We start from the raw sequence: 15,748 nt of genomic DNA on the forward strand, positions 1-15,748 counted from the left end.
ACGGGTGGAGTAGTCCGGCTCAGGCGCCCAGGCGGTCGATCAGTTCGCGGTAGCGCGCGGTCGTCCGGGCGACGACCTCGTCGGGCAGCGCGGGCGGCTCGCCCTGCTTGTCCCAGTTCGCGGCGAGCCAGTCGCGCACGATCTGCTTGTCGAAGCTCGCCATCCGCTCGGCCGGGGTGGTGCCGGTGCGCCACGCCTCGGCGTCCCAGTACCGCGAGGAGTCGCTGGTGAGCACCTCGTCGGCGAGGCGCAGGGTGCCGTCGGCGTCGGTGCCGAACTCGAACTTGGTGTCGGCGAGGATCAGGCCCCGCTCCTCGGCGATCGCCGCCGCCTTCGCGTACACGGCCAGGGAGGTGTCGCGCAGCTCGGCCGCTCGCTCGGCACCGACCAGCTCGACGACGCGGTCGAACGTGATGTTCTCGTCGTGCTCGCCCATCGGCGCCTTGTACGCGGGGGTGAACAGCGGTTCGGGCAGCCGGTCGCCGTTGTGCAGGCCGTCCGGGAGGGTGATGCCGCACACCGTGCCGTGCTCCTGATACTCGGCCCAGCCGGAGCCGGCGATGTAGCCGCGCACGACGCACTCGATCGGGAGCATCTCCAGCGACTGGGCGAGCATCGCGCGGTCGGCGACCTCCTCGGGCAGCTCGCCCGGGGCCAGGTGGTTCGGCACGTCGAGCTGGGCGAACCACCAGCGGCTGAGGCGGGTGAGCAGGGCCCCCTTGTCGGTGATGCCGGGCGACAGCACCACGTCGAAGGCGCTCACCCGGTCGGAGGCGACGACGAGGATACGGGTGTCGGCCGGGTCCTCCGAGGCGTAGAGGTCGCGGACCTTGCCGGAGTAGAGGTGTCGCCAACCGGGGATGCTCTGCGCGGTGCCTGCCGTGGGTGTGCTCACCCGCCCATTATCCCGGTCTCCCGTGGCGGCGCCCGCACAGAAGTCAAGGGGAGCGCGGGCCGCGTGCTCCCGGGGCGAGGATCGCCGCATCGAAGGGAGCGGGTATGACGAAGGATCTCGCGAAAGGCGATCGGGTGAGCTGGAACACGTCGCAGGGGCGCACGCGCGGCACGGTGGTCGAGAAGCGGACGAAGGACTTCACGTTCGCGGGGCAGCACTTCACCGCCTCGGACGAGGAGCCGGCGTATCTCGTGGAGTCGGAGAAGAGCGGCGATCGTGCGGCGCACAAGGGCTCCGCTCTGCGTCGGCTGGGGTGAGACGCCCGGAACCGGTATCGCCGCGCGACGTGGCGCCGGGAGCCTGATCGGGCGTATAGTCCACATGGACTAATCGAGGTGGGGACATGGCGAAGGACCCGGTGGACGCGCTCACGCCGCTCGGCGTGATGGTGCTCGCGCTGCTGCGCGAGAGCGACATGCACCCCTACGAGATGGTCCGGCTGCTGCGCGCTCGGCACGACGATCGGCTCATCACCGTCACCAACGGCACGCTGTACCACACGGTCGCCCGGCTGCAGCGGGCGGGGCTGCTCGCCGAGGTCGGGACCGACCGCGACGGAAAGCGGCCGGAGCGCACGACCTACACGCTCACCGACGCGGGGCGCGAGACGGTGGTCTCCTGGGTGCGTCGCGCCCTGCCCCGCATCGATCGCGAGGTCGACGCCCGGGTCGCGCTCGCCGAGGCCCACAACCTCGAACGCACCGATGTCGTCGCGCTGCTCCACGTCCGCCGCGCCGCCCTCCGGGACTCGCACGCGCTGCACCATGACGGGCTCCGCGGCGCCCGCACCAAGGGCGTCCCCGCCCAGGTCCTCGTCGAGATCGAGCGACAGGAGGCGCTGCTCGACGCGGAGCTGCGCTGGCTCGACTCCCTGCTCACCCGCCTCGACGGCGATGATCTCCCCTGGGGGCCGGACGCCTTCGACGACTCCGACCGCTACCGCGCTCAGCGAAAGGCTGCACAGCAATGACCGAATCCCGCCAGGCCGCAGGGCCTCAGACCGGCCCGTTCGCGGCCGGTCACGCGCCGAAGAGCCCGTGGCCCGCCCTGTGGGCGCTCGTCATCGGCTTCTTCATGATCCTCGTCGACACCACGATCGTGTCGGTCGCGAACCCGGCCATCAAGGCCGCGCTCGACCCGCAGACCAACAACCTCGACAACGTCGTGTGGGTCACCAGCGCCTACCTGCTGGCCTACGCGGTGCCGCTGCTGATCACCGGACGCCTCGGTGACCGCTTCGGCCCGAAGAACATCTACCTGATCGGGCTCGCGGTGTTCACGCTCGCGTCGCTGTGGTGCGGGCTGTCCACCACCCTCGAGGGCCTGATCGCGGCGCGTGCCGTGCAGGGCCTCGGCGCCGCTTTCATGACGCCGCAGACCATGGCCGTCATCACGCGCACCTTCCCGCCGGAGCGACGCGGTGCGGCGATGGGGCTGTGGGGGGCGACCGCCGGCGTGGCCACGCTCGTCGGCCCGCTCGCGGGCGGCCTGCTGGTGGACGGCCTCGGCTGGGAGTGGATCTTCTTCGTGAACCTGCCCGTGGGCGTCGTGGCGTTCGTGCTCGCGTGGATCCTGGTGCCGAGGCTGAAGACGCACCCGCACCGCTTCGACCTCGTCGGTGTCGTGCTGAGCGCCGTGGCCCTGTTCCTGATCGTGTTCGGGCTGCAGGAGGGCGAGAAGTTCGACTGGGGTGTGATCTGGGGTCCGATCTCGGTGTGGAGCCTGATCATCGCGGGCGTCGTGGTGCTGGCGCTGTTCATCGTGCAGCAGGCCCGCACCCGGAGTGAGCCGCTCGTGCCGCTCGGGCTGTTCCGCGACCGCAACTTCTCGGGCGCGAACGTCGCGATCGCCGCGGTCGGCTTCACGGTCACCAGCATGTCGCTGCCGATGATGTTCTTCCTGCAGACGGCCCGCGGGCTCACCCCGACCGAGGCGGCCATGCTGCTCATCCCGATGGCGGTGCTGTCGGGAGTGCTGGCTCCGGTGGCCGGCAAGATCCTCGACCGCGTCGACCCCCGGGTCATCCTCATCCCCGGACTGCTCTGCGTGGGTGGGGCGCTGCTCTGGTACTCGGCGCTGACGACCATGGACACCCCGATCCTGATGTTCCTGCTGCCGTCGGCCCTGATGGGCATCGGCAACGCGGGCATGTGGGGTCCGCTCGCGACCACGGCCACGCGCAAGCTGCCGCCGCGGCAGGCCGGTGCCGGCGCGGGCATCTACAACACGACCAGGACGATCGGCTCGGTGATCGGTTCGGCGTCGATCGCCGCGTTCATGCAGTCGCGGCTGGAGGCGAACCTGCCCGGACTGTCGGACGCGCCGGCGGGTATCAGCGGGGGCGGGTCGCTGCCGCCGCAGGTGGCGGAGGGCTTCGCGGCAGGTATGGCGCAGGCGCTGCTGCTGCCCGCGGCCGTGATCGTCGTCGCGCTCGTGGCCGCGCTGTTCCTCGGTCGCTACGACCGTGACGACGCGGCGGCTCCGGCCACCGCGGCCCCCGCCCCTCCCGCGTGAGCCGGGGGAGGCGCCTCGCCGTGTCGTGAGTCGGCGCCTCAGCGCAGCGCGAGCTGGAGGCGGGCGCTGAGGCGGTCGGCGGCACCGCGCGCCCGCCGGGCGTGACCTCGCTCCGGCTCTTCCAGGGCGATCCGCACGTCGGACCCGTCCGGGAGCGCGGCCGCGGCCACGTGCACGGTCTGCGGGCCCGAGAACGCGGAGCCGCGGGTCGTGAACACGACGCGTCGGTCATCGACGATGCGCCACTCGGCGTGGTGGCGCCGTTCGGCGATCCGCCGGACGGCGGCGAGCACGGAGTCCGCCTCGGCTGACGTGTGGAAGCTGGTGTGCGCGACGGCACGCATCGGTCCCCCCGATCCTGTGTCTGACAGGGCGTCTGCCCCCGCATGCCCTGCTGATGAGACGACGCGACAGCCGGTTCATTACGCGGGTTCCGCGGACTCCGGCGTTCCGGTTCAGCCGGTTCACAGGGTTAGGGTGGATGGTCGGCGGCCGCCGGGTCGCCCCATCCGAACCTCCGAGGAGCACTCGACGTGAGCCGAAATCCATCCTCCACGGCGCGCCGCCTGCGCCGCTTCGCCCGGACGGCGACCGCCTCCGCGCTCGCCGCGCTCGTCGCCGCCGGGGCGCTCCTCGCCGGAGCCGCGCCCGCCGCGGCCGAGGGCGAGACCTACGTGATCGGCACCGACACCACGTTCGCCCCGTTCGAGTTCACGGACGCGAACGGCGAGCTCGTCGGCATCGACATGGACCTGCTGCGCGCGATCGCGAAGGACCAGGGCTTCGAGGTCGAGATCCGCCAGCTGGGCTTCGACGCCGCCGTGCAGGCCCTCCAGTCCAACCAGGTCGACGCGGTGATGGCCGGCATGTCGATCACCGAGGAGCGTCAGCAGACGTTCGACTTCAGCGACCCGTACTTCACCAGCGGGGTGCAGCTGGGGGTGCTGGAGTCCAGCGACATCGAGTCGCTCGACGACCTCGACGGCAAGGCGGTCGCGGTCAAGACCGGCACGCAGGGCCAGACCTTCGCCGAGGAGAACCAGGAGAAGTACGGCTTCCGCATCACGCCATACCAGGACACGACCGACATGGTCGATGCCGTGAAGGCCGGGCAGGCGGTCGGCTACTTCGAGGACTTCCCGGTGCTCGCGTACGGCATCCAGCAGGGGTCGGGCTTCCGGCTGATCGGCGACCCGGAGCTCGGCGGCGAGTACGGCTTCGCGGTCAACAAGGGGCAGAACGCCGAGCTGCTGGAGATGTTCAACGCGGGGCTCGCGAACCTCCAGGACTCGGGCGAGTACGACGAGATCGTCGACACGTACCTCGCCTCGGGTGAGGGCGAGCCGAGCGCGCAGCCCACCGACATCATCTCGGTGGCGGTGAAGTACTGGCCCGCGCTCATGCAGGGTCTGTGGCTCACGATCCTCGCCACGATCGTCGCGGTGGTCGCGGCCTTCATCCTCGGCATCATCTTCGGCTTCGGGCGCATCTCGAAGTTCGCGCCGTTCCGCTGGGTCGCCACGGCCTACGTGTACGTGTTCCGCGGCACCCCGATCCTGATCCAGGCGTTCTTCGTCTTCTTCGCGATCCCGCAGCTGATCCCCGACCTGAAGTTCGACCCGTTCGTGGCCGGCGCGATCACCCTGTCGCTCAACACCGGTGCGTACATGACCGAGATCATCCGCGGCGGCATCCAGGCGGTCGACCCCGGTCAGGCCGAGGCCTCGCGTTCGCTGGGCCTGAGCCACTGGAAGACGATGCGCAAGGTCGTGCTGCCGCAGGCGTTCCGCATCATGATCCCCTCGTTCGTGAACCAGGGCATCATCACCCTCAAGGACACCTCGCTCATCAGCGTGATCGGCCTCGCGGAGCTGACCTTCGTGTCGCGCCAGATCATCGCCTCCACCTACCTGTCGGCGCAGGTGCTCACTATCGTCGCCATCATCTACTTCGTCGTGATCACGCTGCTGACGCTGCTCGCGAACCGCCTGGAGAGGACGCTCAACGCATGAGCAAGATCGACGTCAGGAACCTGCACAAGTCGTTCGGCGACAACGAGGTCCTGAAGGGCATCGACCTCACGGTCGACGACGGCGAGGTCGTCGCGGTGATCGGGCCCTCCGGCTCGGGCAAGTCCACGCTGCTGCGCTGCCTCAACAAGCTCGAGGAGCCGACCTCGGGGCACGTCGTCATCGACGGGGTCGACCTCACCGACAAGAGCGTCAAGCTCGACGAGGTGCGCCAGCGCATCGGCATGGTCTTCCAGCACTTCAACCTGTTCCCGCACATGACCGTGCTGGAGAACATCACCCTCGCGCCGGTCGAGCTCGGCCGCATGACCAAGGCCCAGGCGCGCGAGCGGGCGCTGTCGCTGCTGGAGCGCGTGGGACTGTCGGAGAAGGCGGACGCCAAGCCCGCCTCGCTCTCCGGCGGCCAGAAGCAGCGGGTCGCCATCGCCCGTGCGCTCGCGATGGACCCCGAGATCATGCTGTTCGACGAGGCCACCAGCGCGCTCGACCCGGAGATGGTCGGCGAGGTGCTGCAGGTGATCCGCGACCTGGCCGAGGGCGGCATGACCATGGTGCTGGTCACGCACGAGATGGGTTTCGCGCGCGAGGTGTCCGACCGCACGGTGTTCATGGACGGCGGTGTCGTGGTCGAGGAGGCTGCGCCGGCCGAGCTGTTCGGCTCCCCCAAGAACGAGCGCCTGCAGGACTTCCTGTCGAAGGTGCTCTGACCGTACTCGTCCGCGTCGTTCCGCGAAAGGAGCGGGCTACTCGCGGACGGGTGCGGGGTGGCGACGGATGGTCGCGCTGACCAGCGCCGCGACGGCGCAGAGGCCGGCCGCGGCGAACCACGCGACCGTGTACTGACCGGTGTGGTCGCGCACGAGCCCCGCGAGGATCGAGGCGATGCCCGCACCGATCTGATGGGCGGCGAACACCCAGCCGAACACCAGCGGGCCGCGGTCGCCGAACACCTCGCGGCACAGCGCGATCGTCGGTGGCACCGTGGCGACCCAGTCGAGGCCGTAGATCACGATGAACACGATGATGCTGGGCTGCACCTCGGCCGACAGCAGGCTGGGCAGGAACAGCAGGCTCACCCCGCGCAGGGCGTAGTACGCGGCGAGCAGGATGCGCGGGTTGACGCGGTCGGTCAGCCAGCCGGAGAACACGGTGCCCGCGATGTCGAAGATCCCGACCACGGCCAGGAGCCCGGCGGCGGTCGTGGTCGGCATGCCGTGGTCGTGCGCGCTGGGGATGAAGTGCGTGCCGATCAGGCCGTTGGTGGTCGCGCCGCAGATCGCGAAGCCGATCGCGAGGGCCCAGAACGTCTTGGTGCGGGCGGCCTCGCGGAGCGTGTGGAGGGCGAGGGCGGCGGCACCCCAGGCGTTGCCTCGGGGCAGGGGTGCCGGTGGGGAGGCGGGCGCGGGCTCGCCGTACCGTCCGACGCCGAGGTCGCTCGGGCGGTTGCGCACGAAGATCCACACCAGGGGCGCGACCGCGAGCGCGCCGCCCGCGATGATGAACGACGCCCCTCGCCAGCCGATGTCCTCCGCCGCGGCCGCGATGACCGGCAGGAAGATCAGCTGTCCGGTGGCGCTGCCCGCGGTGAGCACGCCGGACACGAGACCGCGGCGCGTCGCGAACCAGGTGTCGGTGATGGTCGCAGCGAACACGAGCGCCATCGACCCGGTGCCGAGTCCGATCAGCACGCCCCACGTGAGGATGAGCTGGGCGGGGGTGGCGACGAGCACGCTCAGGGCGGCGCCCGCACCGATCACGAACAGGGCGGTGACGGTGACCGCGCGGATGCCGAAGCGTTGCATGAGCGCGGCCGCGAAGGGGGCGATCAGCCCGTACAGCAGCAGGTTGACGGAGACCGCGAGCGACAGCTCGGCCGTCGTCCAGCCGAACTCCTCCTCCAACGGCACCATGAGCACGCCCGGCGCCGCCCGGAACCCCGCGGCGCCGATCAGGGCGATGAGGGCGACGAGCGCGACCGTCCAGGCGGGGTGGAGGCGGCGACGGCGTGCGGGTGGGTCCTGTACGGGCTCGTCGACGGACTCGGCGGTCATGCGTTCGCCCCGGTGTGCAGCGCGAACGGCTCGCCGCCCATGCTGCGCCGGGCCCACCGGGTGCTGTGCGCGTCGAGCGGGGCGTCGCAGTGCGCGCACCAGTCCACGGAGACGGCGGTGTCACCGCAGCGCGCGCACGAGACCTCGAGCCCCCAGGGGCCGTCCGGGTCGGTCGTGCGGCTGAAGCGGGCGTACGCGTGGAGGATCGGCAGTGTCGCGAGTCCGGCGTCGGTCAGGCGGTAGCCGCTGCGAGCCTCGCTCGGGTCTTCGCGGGTCAGGAGCCCGGCGTCGTGCATGGCGGTGAGCCGGCGCGACAGCACGGAGTCGGCGGCACCCGTGGCCGCGCGCAGCTCGTCGAAGCGGGTGCGGCCGGAGAACAGCTCGCGAAGAAGAAGGAGGACCCAGGGGTCGGCGAGCACGTCGGCCGAGCGGGCGATCGGGCACGTCGCGGACGACCAGTCGGAACGGAGGGGCATGCCGTCACTTTCTTGAAGAAAGTCGGCGGTGTCAAGCCGATCCCCGCAGAACGGCAGGATTCGCGCGACCCCTGTCGCAACCGCTCCCTCCCGCCGGGCCGCGCGCTACTCGGCGACGCGGGCGGCGATGTCGCTGCGGAAGTGCGCGCCCTCGAGTCGGATGCGCCCGATCGCGTCGTACGCGCGGTCGCGCGCCGTGCGGAAGTCCGGAGCGACGGCGACCACGTTCAGCACGCGGCCGCCCGTGGCGATGAGGGAGCCTCCGGGCGCGTCGGGACTCGCGGTCGCGGCATGCACCAGGCGCACACCCTCGACCTCGGCCGCCGCGTCCAGGCCCTCGATCGGACGGCCGGTCTGCGGCGACTCCGGGTAGCCCTCGCTCGCGAGGACCACGGTGATGGCGGCGTCGTCACGGAACTCCGGCTCCGGCTGATCCTCGAGCGTGCCCGAGGCCGCGGCGAACAGCAACTGCGACAGCGGGGTCTGCAGCCGCGGCAGCACGACCTGCGTCTCGGGGTCGCCGAAGCGCGCGTTGAACTCGATCACCCGCACGCCGTTCGGGGTGAGGATGAGCCCGGCGTACAGCAGCCCGATGAACGGCGTGCCCTCCGCGTCGAGCTGCCGGACCACGGGGAGCGCCACGTCGCGCGTGACCTCCTCGACGAAGGCCTGCTCGCTGCCGAACTGCTCCGCGAGCCACGGCAGCGGGGAGTACGCGCCCATGCCGCCCGTGTTGGGACCGGCGTCGCCGTCGTACGCCCGCTTGAAGTCCTGCGCGGGGCTGAGCGCCCGCACGGTGTCGCCGTCGCTCAGGAAGAACAGCGACACCTCGGGACCGGACAGGAACTCCTCCACGAGCACGGGCCCGGCGGGAAGATACTGCGCGGCGTGCGCGAGCGCCTCGGCGCGGTCGTCCGTCACGATCACGCCCTTGCCCGCGGCGAGCCCGTCGGCCTTGACCACGTACGGGGCGCCCAGGTCGTCGAACGCGGCCTCGACCTCAGCGGTCGTCGCGGCACGCACGGCCCGCCCGGTCGGCACGCCCGCGGCGTCCATGACCCGCTTGGCGAACGACTTCGACCCCTCCAGCTGCGCCGCGGCCCTGCCCGGTCCGAACACGGGGATGCCGCGCTCGCGGAGCTCGTCGGCGACACCGGCGACCAGTGGAGCCTCCGGCCCGATCACGACGAGGTCGACCGCGTGCTCGTTCGCGAACGCCGTGACCGCGGCCGCGTCGAGCGGGTCGACCGACACGGGCGTCGCGTCGTGCGCGATGCCGGCGTTGCCCGGGGCGACGACGATCTCGTGCTCCACCTCCTCTGCGCGCAGGGCGAGGATGATCGCGTGCTCACGGGCACCGGAACCGAGGACGAGGATCTTCACCCGTCCAGCCTACCGAGGCCGGTACAGCGGGTTTCGGCCGTCCGCGCGTCACAGCTCGATGGGCCGCTCCACGGTCGCATCCCACGGCACCGTCCAGCCGGTGGCGTCGAACAGGGCATCGAGCACCATGGCCGTGAACCCCCACACGATGGTGCCGTCCACGTCGAACGCCGGGCCGCGGAACGTGCGGCCCATCCGCGACAGCGTCGAGGTGAACCGGGTCGCGGGGTCGAGCAGCTGGGCCACCGGCACGCGGAACACCTCGACGGTCTCCGCATGATCGACGGCGACGACCCGCGACGGCGACTGCCACCACGCGAGCACGGGTGTGACGAGGTGGTTGCTCGCGGCGAGCGGGATGACCGGGAGGGTCGACAGCACCTCGACCCCCGCGGGGTCGAGCCCTGTCTCCTCCTCGGCCTCGCGCAGCGCGGTGGCCACGGCATCCGCGTCGGTCGGCTCGACGCGACCACCGGGGAACGACACCTGCCCGGGGTGGGACGACAGCGTGGGGGCGCGGCGCTGCAGCAGCACGTCGAGGTCGCGCGAGACGGCGGCGTCGGCGGCGGGTGCCGGGGTGCGGTCGAGCACGCCGAACAGGATGAGCACGGCGGCGTCGTGCGCGGTGCGCGGGTCGGCGAGCGGGGGGATCGGCACGCCCCAGGAGTGATCCGTGGCGGCGGCGAGCAGCTCGGCGCGCGCGCCCTGGGGGTGCATGCTCATACCCCGAGCTTAGGCCGCGGCCGGGTGCGGGGGCCGCGGTTCTAGGGTGGAGCCATGGCGAGGAAGATCGACATCATCGACGGTCGTGCGGCGCTCGACGCCGTCCGGGCGGCGGAGGCGGCGGGCGAGAGGCCCCCGCGCACGTCGCTCGCGACCGCGGTGCGGTATCTGCTGCAGCTGCTCGACGAGAAGGCACCGGGCAACAGCGTCGAGGTGCGGGTGCCGCCGTTCGGGGCCGTGCAGGTGATCCAGGGCCCGCGGCACACCCGGGGCACCCCGCCGAACGTCGTGGAGATGGACGCGGCGACCTGGATCGCGGTCGCCACGGGGGCCGAGGCCTGGACCGCCGCGGCCGAGTCCGGTCGGGTGCACGCCTCCGGCACCAGGGCCGACCTCGCCGGGGTGCTGCCGCTGCGGCCCTAGCGTCGCGCGACCACGAGGGGCACGCCCGTGGCCGGGTGGGGGAACACGTCGACGGGTTGCCCGTAGACCTGCTCGATCCGGGAGGCCGTGAGCACCTCGGCCGGGGTTCCGCCGGCGGTGACGCGGCCGTCCGCGAGCAGGGTCACGCGGTCGGCGTGCGCGAGCGCGGCATTCAGGTCGTGCAGCACGATGGCCACCGCGGCCCCCTCGGCGGCGCGGGCGCGGAGGAGCCGCATGACGTCTTCGTGGTGCTTGAGGTCGAGGGCCGCGGTGGGCTCGTCCAGCAGCAGCACGCCGGTGCTCTGGGCGATCACCCGGGCCAGGGCCACGCGGGCGCGCTCGCCGCCGGAGAGGGAGGGCACCGCGCGGGGCCTGAGCGCCGTGACCTCGGTCTGCCTCATGGCGTCCGCGACGATCCGGTCGTCGTCGTCGGCCGCGGGGGTGCGCGCCCACGGGGTGCGGCCCATGCGCACGACCTGTTCCGCGGTGAACGGAAAGGTGACCGTGTTCTCCTGCAGCAGCACGGCCCGCTGCTGCGCGAGGGCACGCGGCCGCAGGTCTCGCAGCGGGCGGCCGTCGAGGAGCACCTCCCCGGAGGCCGGGGCGACGTCGCCCGCCAGCACGCCGAACAGGGTGGACTTGCCCGCGCCGTTCGGTCCGACGAGCGCGTGCACCTCGCCCGCGTGCACGTCGATCGAGGCGTCGTGGAGGATGGTGCGTCCCTCGCCCACGCGCACCGTGAGTCCGGTGCCCCGCAGCCGCGGCATCACGCCCACCCTCCCGAGCGACGGCGCGTGCGCACCAGCAGCCAGAGGAAGAACGGCCCGCCCACGAGGGAGGTGATCATGCCGATCGGAAGGTCGGCCAGGGGAACGGCCGTGCGGGCGACGAGGTCGGCGACCGCGATGAGCAGCGCGCCGCCGAGGGCCGAGGCGATCACGAGGGGCAGGTGTGCGGGTCCGATCATCATGCGCATGAGGTGCGGCACGACGAGGCCGGCGAAACCGATGATCCCGGCGAACGCGACCGCGGCGCACACCAGCAGCGCGACGGTCACGATGACCACGAGGCGCAGCAGCTCGACGCGCACGCCGAGGTGCCGGGCGGTGCGCTCGCCGAGGGCGAAGAGGTCGAGGCTCGGCGCGACGATCAGGGCGACCACGACGCCGATCGCGACGAGCGGCGCCACGAGCTGGATGTTCGACCAGAGGGCCCCGTTGAGCGACCCGAGCTGCCAGAACACGATCTGCTCGCGCGTCGACGTGGTGCCGAGGAAGGTGAAGAACGCCATGCCCGCCCCGGCGATGGCGTTGATGGCGATGCCGGTGAGCAGCAGGGTCACGACCTCGGTGCGGCCGCCCGAGCGGCTGAGGAGGTAAACGGAGAAGACCGCGACCAGCCCGCCCAGGAACGCGAACGCGGGGGTGGTCCACATGCCGAACGTGGCGAGGCCGAACGTGATGCTGGCCGCCGCACCGAGCGCCGCGCCCGACGAGACACCCACCACGCCCGCGTCGGCGAGGGGGTTGCCGAAGATCGCCTGCATGAGCACGCCGGACACCGCGAGCGCGGCGCCCACGAGCAGGCCGAGCACCAGGCGCGGCAGTCGCAGGGTGTAGATCACGCCGTAGTCCGTGGCGGCGTCCGGCGCCCAGGCGGTGTCGACGCCGAGGCCCCGCAGCAGCACGCCCAGCAACGCCGTGGGCGACAGGTCGTACTGACCGCTGGTGATCGAGACGACGCACGTGACGGCGAGGGCGACGAGGAGCCCCGTGACGACCAGCCCGAAGCGCAGTCCGCGGTGCCGCGCCGGCGTGGGGGTGACGACCTCGCCGCTCACTGGGGCGGCTCGGCGGTGTACAGCGCGCGGGCGAGGGCGCCGATCACGTCGGCCGACCGGGGACCGAAGCTCAGGATCTCCGCGTCGGCCATGTCGATCACCCGGCGGTTCGCCCCGGCGGGGGTCTGTGCCACGGCGGGGATCCGTTCGATCAGCCCGTCGATGCCTCCCACGGACTCCAGGCCGTCGGTCATCATGACGAGCACGTCCGGCTGCGCGGCGACCAGGGCCTCCGCTGTCATCGGCTTCATGCCGTCCCAGCCGATCTCGGAGGCGACGTCGACACCGCCGACCGCATCGATGAGCGAGTCCGCCCCCGAGTCCGCGCCGAAGATGTAGTAGACGTTGGCGCTGCCGCGCACGTAGAGGAACAGCATGCGGGCGCGGTCCTCCGGTGCGGCCGGGGTCACCTGCGCGATTTCGCCGAGCACGGACGCCACCCGCGCATCGAGGCGCTCGATCAGCTCGGCGCCGCGGCTGGGCACCCCGAGCGCGGCGGCGATCTCGGTGACGAGCGCATCGGTGGTGTCGAGGCGACGGTCGCCCGAGATGACGACGACCGCGATCCCGGCGTCCCGGAGCTGCTGGCGGACTTCCTTCGGGCCGATCGTGGTGTCGGTGAGAATGACGGTGGGAGCGAGCCCGAGGATCGCCTCGGGGTTGAGCGTGTGGCCGGTCTTCGTGACCACGGGCAGCTCCTCGGTGCCGGGGAACAGCGTCGAGGAGTCACGGCCGACCACCTGGTCGCCGAGGCCGAGCGCGAACACCGTGGACGCGATCGTGCCGGAGATGTCGATCGGGAGGATGCGGTCGACGTCGGTCACCTCGACCGTCCGACCCTCGCTGTCGGTCACCGTCACGGGCAGCTGGGGCGCGGTGCGGTCGTCGACCGGGGTGATCGCGTGGCTGGCGAGGCAGGCGGTCGCGGGACCCGTGGCGGTGCGGACGTCGTCCACGAGGTCGAGCTCGGTGAGGGGGACCGAGGCCTGAGGGCAGGTGTCGTCGACGGCCGGCGGGGCTGCGGCGGTGGCGTCGGGGTCGGCGCAGGCGGCGAGTCCGACGGCGAGAGCGGCAGCCAGGACGAGGGCGGAGAGGCGTCGCATTAGGCAAGGCTATCCTAAAACTTGACGCTGTCGTGGCGAGCGCCCTACGCTCGGGATCGACGGCTTACTTAGCTGAGCCTAACCAATATTCCATCCTCGCCCGACTGCCCGTGCGGCCTCGCCGGAGCGCTCCCGAGCGCGCCCGGCGGCCGTGGAGAATCGTGAACGACACAGCCATCGCATCCCCCGGGAGCCCGCGCCTGCGCGCCCTGCTCGCCGCCCTGATCTCCGTCCTCCTCATCGCCGCCGGGGCGGTGATCGTCCCACCCGCGCACGCCGCCGGCGGAACCGTGACCCCCACCGTCACCTCCGCAGACACCGCCGGTCTCACCGTGCAGGTGCAGGCGAGCGGTCTGCCCGACGTGACCGGCACCTACGCCGCGCTCATCGTGAAGGGCACCGAGAGCGGTCTGACCGGGTCCGGCGGCTACGCCGCGTTCGCGCTGCCGTTCCCGCGCGTGGAGGGCGGCGCGAGCAGCTTCGCCCTCACCGCCGCCGTGGGATCGCTCGACCGCACGAAGGCGTACGAGGTGCTCGTATGGCAGCAGCACTCCAACCCGAACGAGACGACCATCTACGGCCGCGGCGACGTGGCGATCTCGGCGGCACAGTGGGATGCCCTGTTCGGCACCACGCCGACCGATCCCGGTGAGACCGACCCGGGCACCGATCCGGGGGAGACCGACCCGGGCACCGATCCCGGTGAGACCGACCCGGGAGAGACGGACCCCGGCGAGACCGACCCCGGCGAGACCGACCCGGGCGAGACGGACCCGGGCGAGACGGATCCGGGTAGCGACCCGGGCACCGATCCCGGAGAGGGCGAGCCGTCCGCGGCGATCGAGGTGTTCCTCGCCGACGGCGTGACCCCCGCGACCGGCGTCGCGCTCTGGGCCGGTGACCGGATCGTCGTGAAGGGCAGCGGCTACGACCCGACCGCGAACGTCGGCGGGCGCGGCGTGCCCATCCCCGCGCACCTGCCGCAGGGCACCTACGTGGTGTTCGGTAACTTCGGTGCGGACTGGCAGCCGTCCACGGGCGCCGCATCGTCGACACGCTCCGTCGGTGCCCAGGCCTGGGCGCTCGCCGAGGGTGTGCTGGACCAGGTGCCCGCGCAGTATCAGGGCGCGATCCGTGCGCAGTGGGTCGACATCTCCGCCGACGGCTCGTTCCAGGTGACGCTCACCCTGAAGGACACGCCCGCGACCCCCGGCTCTTACGGTGTCTACACCTACGCGGCAGGCGGTGTGCGCAACGCCGACCAGGAGCGCAGCGTCGCCCTGGACTACCGCATCGCCCCCACGCTCACCGCGTCGGTGGAGTCCGCCACCGCGAAGGACGGCCTGACCGTCACGGCAGCCGCGGCGAAGCTCGGCGCGGTCACCGGCGCCTACGTGGCGCTCATCAAGGCGGGGACCGAGGCCGACGTCACGGCCGGCGGCGGCTTCCTCGCGATGCAGTACGAGCGGAACATCGACGCCGGTGCGTTCACGGTCGACCTGAACACCGCCGCGAAGAACCTCGACCGCACCCAGACCTACGAGGTGATCGTGTGGAAGCAGCACACGATGCCGAACGACGCCACGATCCACGCGCGCGCCGCGGTCACGATCACCGACGCGCAGTGGACGGCGCTGCTCGGCGACGAGCCGGAGGAGCCGGCGGAGCCGAAGCCGCCCGTGACGCCGACGACGCCGCCGGTGAGCGTGCCGGGCGGCTCGCTGCGCTGGGCCATCTCCACGTCGTTCGCGAACTACGTCGCCGGTCCCATCGCGCAAGGCGCCATCCAGGTGTCCGGCGGCGCGACGCGCTCCGGCGGACAGTTCCAGTTCGGGCAGACCGTCGGCGGCGACTACGACGCGAGCACCGGCCTCGGCAGCGTGGTCTACCGCGGCGCCGTGCGCTTCACCGGTCACCACGGCGTGCTCGACGTCACGGTCTCCGACCCCGTGGTGCGGGTGACCTCGGCGGGAGCAGCGACGGTGTACGTGACCAGCGGCGGCGCCCAGGTGCCGTTCGCGACGCTCGACCTGACGCGCGCGGCCCGGATCACGGCGAACGGAGCCGTGACCTACTCGGGCGCCCCCGCCACGCTGACGGCCGCCGGTCGTGACCGCGTGCTCTCGGGCTACTCCACCACGCTCGACCCGGTCACGTTCACTATCGGCTCGGCCGCCGCGGCACCCTCGGGGTCGACCGGCACCGTCGCCGCCGCTGCGGTCGTGAAGCGGGCAACGCTCCCCGCGACCC

The 15,748-nt window shown here is 72.1% G+C and carries 16 protein-coding genes; 7 read left to right on the forward strand and 9 right to left on the reverse strand.

Features of this window, described 5'->3' with window-relative positions:
- Nucleotides 1–19: 19 nt before the first annotated feature.
- Nucleotides 20–895, reverse strand: a complete 876-nt coding sequence (locus DW297_RS12395) for a phosphoribosylaminoimidazolesuccinocarboxamide synthase (protein ID WP_136032816.1) — start codon at nt 893–895, stop codon at nt 20–22.
- A 104-nt stretch (nt 896–999) separates the two neighbouring features.
- Between DW297_RS12395 and DW297_RS12400 the strand changes: the two genes are divergently transcribed.
- The 3 genes from DW297_RS12400 (at nt 1,000) to DW297_RS12410 (ending at nt 3,469) form a co-directional block, all read left to right on the forward strand.
- Nucleotides 1,000–1,212 carry a DUF2945 domain-containing protein gene (locus tag DW297_RS12400; protein ID WP_136032818.1) on the forward strand — a complete coding sequence of 71 codons (213 nt, stop codon included), beginning with the start codon at nt 1,000–1,002 and terminating at the stop codon, nt 1,210–1,212.
- An 86-nt stretch (nt 1,213–1,298) separates the two neighbouring features.
- Nucleotides 1,299–1,925, forward strand: coding sequence for a PadR family transcriptional regulator (locus DW297_RS12405; protein ID WP_136032820.1), 627 nt, complete (start codon nt 1,299–1,301; stop codon nt 1,923–1,925).
- Complete coding sequence (locus tag DW297_RS12410) at nt 1,922–3,469, forward strand: DHA2 family efflux MFS transporter permease subunit (RefSeq protein WP_136032822.1); 1,548 nt, start codon at nt 1,922–1,924, stop codon at nt 3,467–3,469. The genes DW297_RS12405 and DW297_RS12410 overlap by 4 nt, the downstream gene beginning before the upstream one ends.
- Nucleotides 3,470–3,507: 38 nt before the next feature.
- Here the strand turns inward: DW297_RS12410 and DW297_RS12415 are convergent, their stop codons facing one another.
- The gene (locus tag DW297_RS12415; protein WP_136032824.1) at nt 3,508–3,813 is read right to left on the reverse strand and encodes a hypothetical protein; all 306 of its coding nucleotides are present in this window, start codon (nt 3,811–3,813) and stop codon (nt 3,508–3,510) included.
- Between the two features lie 189 nt (nt 3,814–4,002).
- Here DW297_RS12415 and DW297_RS12420 point away from each other — a divergent pair, with 189 nt between their 5' ends.
- Nucleotides 4,003–5,481: an amino acid ABC transporter substrate-binding protein/permease gene (locus DW297_RS12420; protein ID WP_136032827.1), complete on the forward strand. Its 1,479-nt coding sequence runs from the start codon at nt 4,003–4,005 to the stop codon at nt 5,479–5,481.
- A complete protein-coding gene (locus DW297_RS12425; RefSeq protein ID WP_136032829.1) occupies nt 5,478–6,206 on the forward strand; it encodes an amino acid ABC transporter ATP-binding protein in 729 nt (242 codons plus the stop codon). Before DW297_RS12420 ends, DW297_RS12425 begins: the two co-directional genes overlap by 4 nt.
- A gap of 36 nt (nt 6,207–6,242) precedes the next feature.
- Here DW297_RS12425 and DW297_RS12430 read toward each other — a convergent pair whose 3' ends face one another.
- From DW297_RS12430 to DW297_RS12445, 4 genes are all read right to left on the reverse strand, one after another.
- Nucleotides 6,243–7,550 carry an MFS transporter gene (locus DW297_RS12430; RefSeq protein ID WP_136032830.1) on the reverse strand — a complete coding sequence of 436 codons (1,308 nt, stop codon included), beginning with the start codon at nt 7,548–7,550 and terminating at the stop codon, nt 6,243–6,245.
- Entirely contained in the window at nt 7,547–8,026 is a 480-nt protein-coding gene (locus DW297_RS12435) for a winged helix-turn-helix transcriptional regulator (protein ID WP_136032833.1), read from the reverse strand. The genes DW297_RS12430 and DW297_RS12435 overlap by 4 nt, the downstream gene beginning before the upstream one ends.
- A gap of 105 nt (nt 8,027–8,131) precedes the next feature.
- Nucleotides 8,132–9,409, reverse strand: coding sequence for a phosphoribosylamine--glycine ligase (purD, locus tag DW297_RS12440; RefSeq protein WP_136032835.1), 1,278 nt, complete (start codon nt 9,407–9,409; stop codon nt 8,132–8,134).
- Nucleotides 9,410–9,457: 48 nt separating this feature from the next.
- Nucleotides 9,458–10,132 carry an NUDIX hydrolase gene (locus DW297_RS12445; protein ID WP_136032837.1) on the reverse strand — a complete coding sequence of 225 codons (675 nt, stop codon included), beginning with the start codon at nt 10,130–10,132 and terminating at the stop codon, nt 9,458–9,460.
- Nucleotides 10,133–10,186: 54 nt separating this feature from the next.
- Here DW297_RS12445 and DW297_RS12450 point away from each other — a divergent pair, with 54 nt between their 5' ends.
- Nucleotides 10,187–10,555 (forward strand): sterol carrier family protein, encoded by a 369-nt coding sequence (locus tag DW297_RS12450; RefSeq protein WP_136032839.1) that lies wholly within the window; start codon nt 10,187–10,189, stop codon nt 10,553–10,555.
- Here DW297_RS12450 and DW297_RS12455 read toward each other — a convergent pair.
- The 3 genes from DW297_RS12455 to DW297_RS12465 are packed head-to-tail and all read right to left on the reverse strand — an operon-like array spanning nt 10,552 to nt 13,498.
- Complete coding sequence (locus DW297_RS12455) at nt 10,552–11,322, reverse strand: heme ABC transporter ATP-binding protein (protein WP_240744612.1); 771 nt, start codon at nt 11,320–11,322, stop codon at nt 10,552–10,554. The two genes, DW297_RS12450 and DW297_RS12455, sit on opposite strands and share 4 nt — an antisense overlap.
- Entirely contained in the window at nt 11,322–12,395 is a 1,074-nt protein-coding gene (locus DW297_RS12460; protein WP_136032843.1) for a FecCD family ABC transporter permease, read from the reverse strand. Before DW297_RS12460 ends, DW297_RS12455 begins: the two co-directional genes overlap by 1 nt.
- Nucleotides 12,392–13,498 (reverse strand): heme/hemin ABC transporter substrate-binding protein, encoded by a 1,107-nt coding sequence (locus DW297_RS12465; protein WP_136032845.1) that lies wholly within the window; start codon nt 13,496–13,498, stop codon nt 12,392–12,394. The genes DW297_RS12460 and DW297_RS12465 overlap by 4 nt, the downstream gene beginning before the upstream one ends.
- Before the next feature lie 161 nt (nt 13,499–13,659).
- Between DW297_RS12465 and DW297_RS12470 the strand changes: the two genes are divergently transcribed.
- Nucleotides 13,660–15,748, forward strand: a 2,089-nt coding sequence (locus tag DW297_RS12470) for an HtaA domain-containing protein (protein WP_205828289.1), incomplete at its 3' end; no start/stop codon positions are given.

This window comes from Microbacterium sp. PF5 (genome assembly GCF_004794315.1).
Lineage (GTDB): Bacteria > Actinomycetota > Actinomycetes > Actinomycetales > Microbacteriaceae > Microbacterium > Microbacterium sufflavum.

Excerpts from the sequence above, each read along its gene's own strand:
- DW297_RS12455 (WP_240744612.1), bottom strand. The coding sequence starts at position 11,322 with ATGCCGCGGCTGCGGGGCACCGGACTCACGGTGCGCGTGGGCGAGGGA.
- DW297_RS12430 (WP_136032830.1), bottom strand. The coding sequence starts at position 7,550 with ATGACCGCCGAGTCCGTCGACGAGCCCGTACAGGACCCACCCGCACGC.
- DW297_RS12450 (WP_136032839.1), top strand. The coding sequence starts at position 10,187 with ATGGCGAGGAAGATCGACATCATCGACGGTCGTGCGGCGCTCGACGCC.
- DW297_RS12405 (WP_136032820.1), top strand. The coding sequence starts at position 1,299 with ATGGCGAAGGACCCGGTGGACGCGCTCACGCCGCTCGGCGTGATGGTG.
- DW297_RS12445 (WP_136032837.1), bottom strand. The coding sequence starts at position 10,132 with ATGAGCATGCACCCCCAGGGCGCGCGCGCCGAGCTGCTCGCCGCCGCC.
- DW297_RS12425 (WP_136032829.1), top strand. The coding sequence starts at position 5,478 with ATGAGCAAGATCGACGTCAGGAACCTGCACAAGTCGTTCGGCGACAAC.
- DW297_RS12415 (WP_136032824.1), bottom strand. The coding sequence starts at position 3,813 with ATGCGTGCCGTCGCGCACACCAGCTTCCACACGTCAGCCGAGGCGGAC.
- DW297_RS12410 (WP_136032822.1), top strand. The coding sequence starts at position 1,922 with ATGACCGAATCCCGCCAGGCCGCAGGGCCTCAGACCGGCCCGTTCGCG.
- DW297_RS12465 (WP_136032845.1), bottom strand. The coding sequence starts at position 13,498 with ATGCGACGCCTCTCCGCCCTCGTCCTGGCTGCCGCTCTCGCCGTCGGA.
- DW297_RS12400 (WP_136032818.1), top strand. The coding sequence starts at position 1,000 with ATGACGAAGGATCTCGCGAAAGGCGATCGGGTGAGCTGGAACACGTCG.
- DW297_RS12435 (WP_136032833.1), bottom strand. The coding sequence starts at position 8,026 with ATGCCCCTCCGTTCCGACTGGTCGTCCGCGACGTGCCCGATCGCCCGC.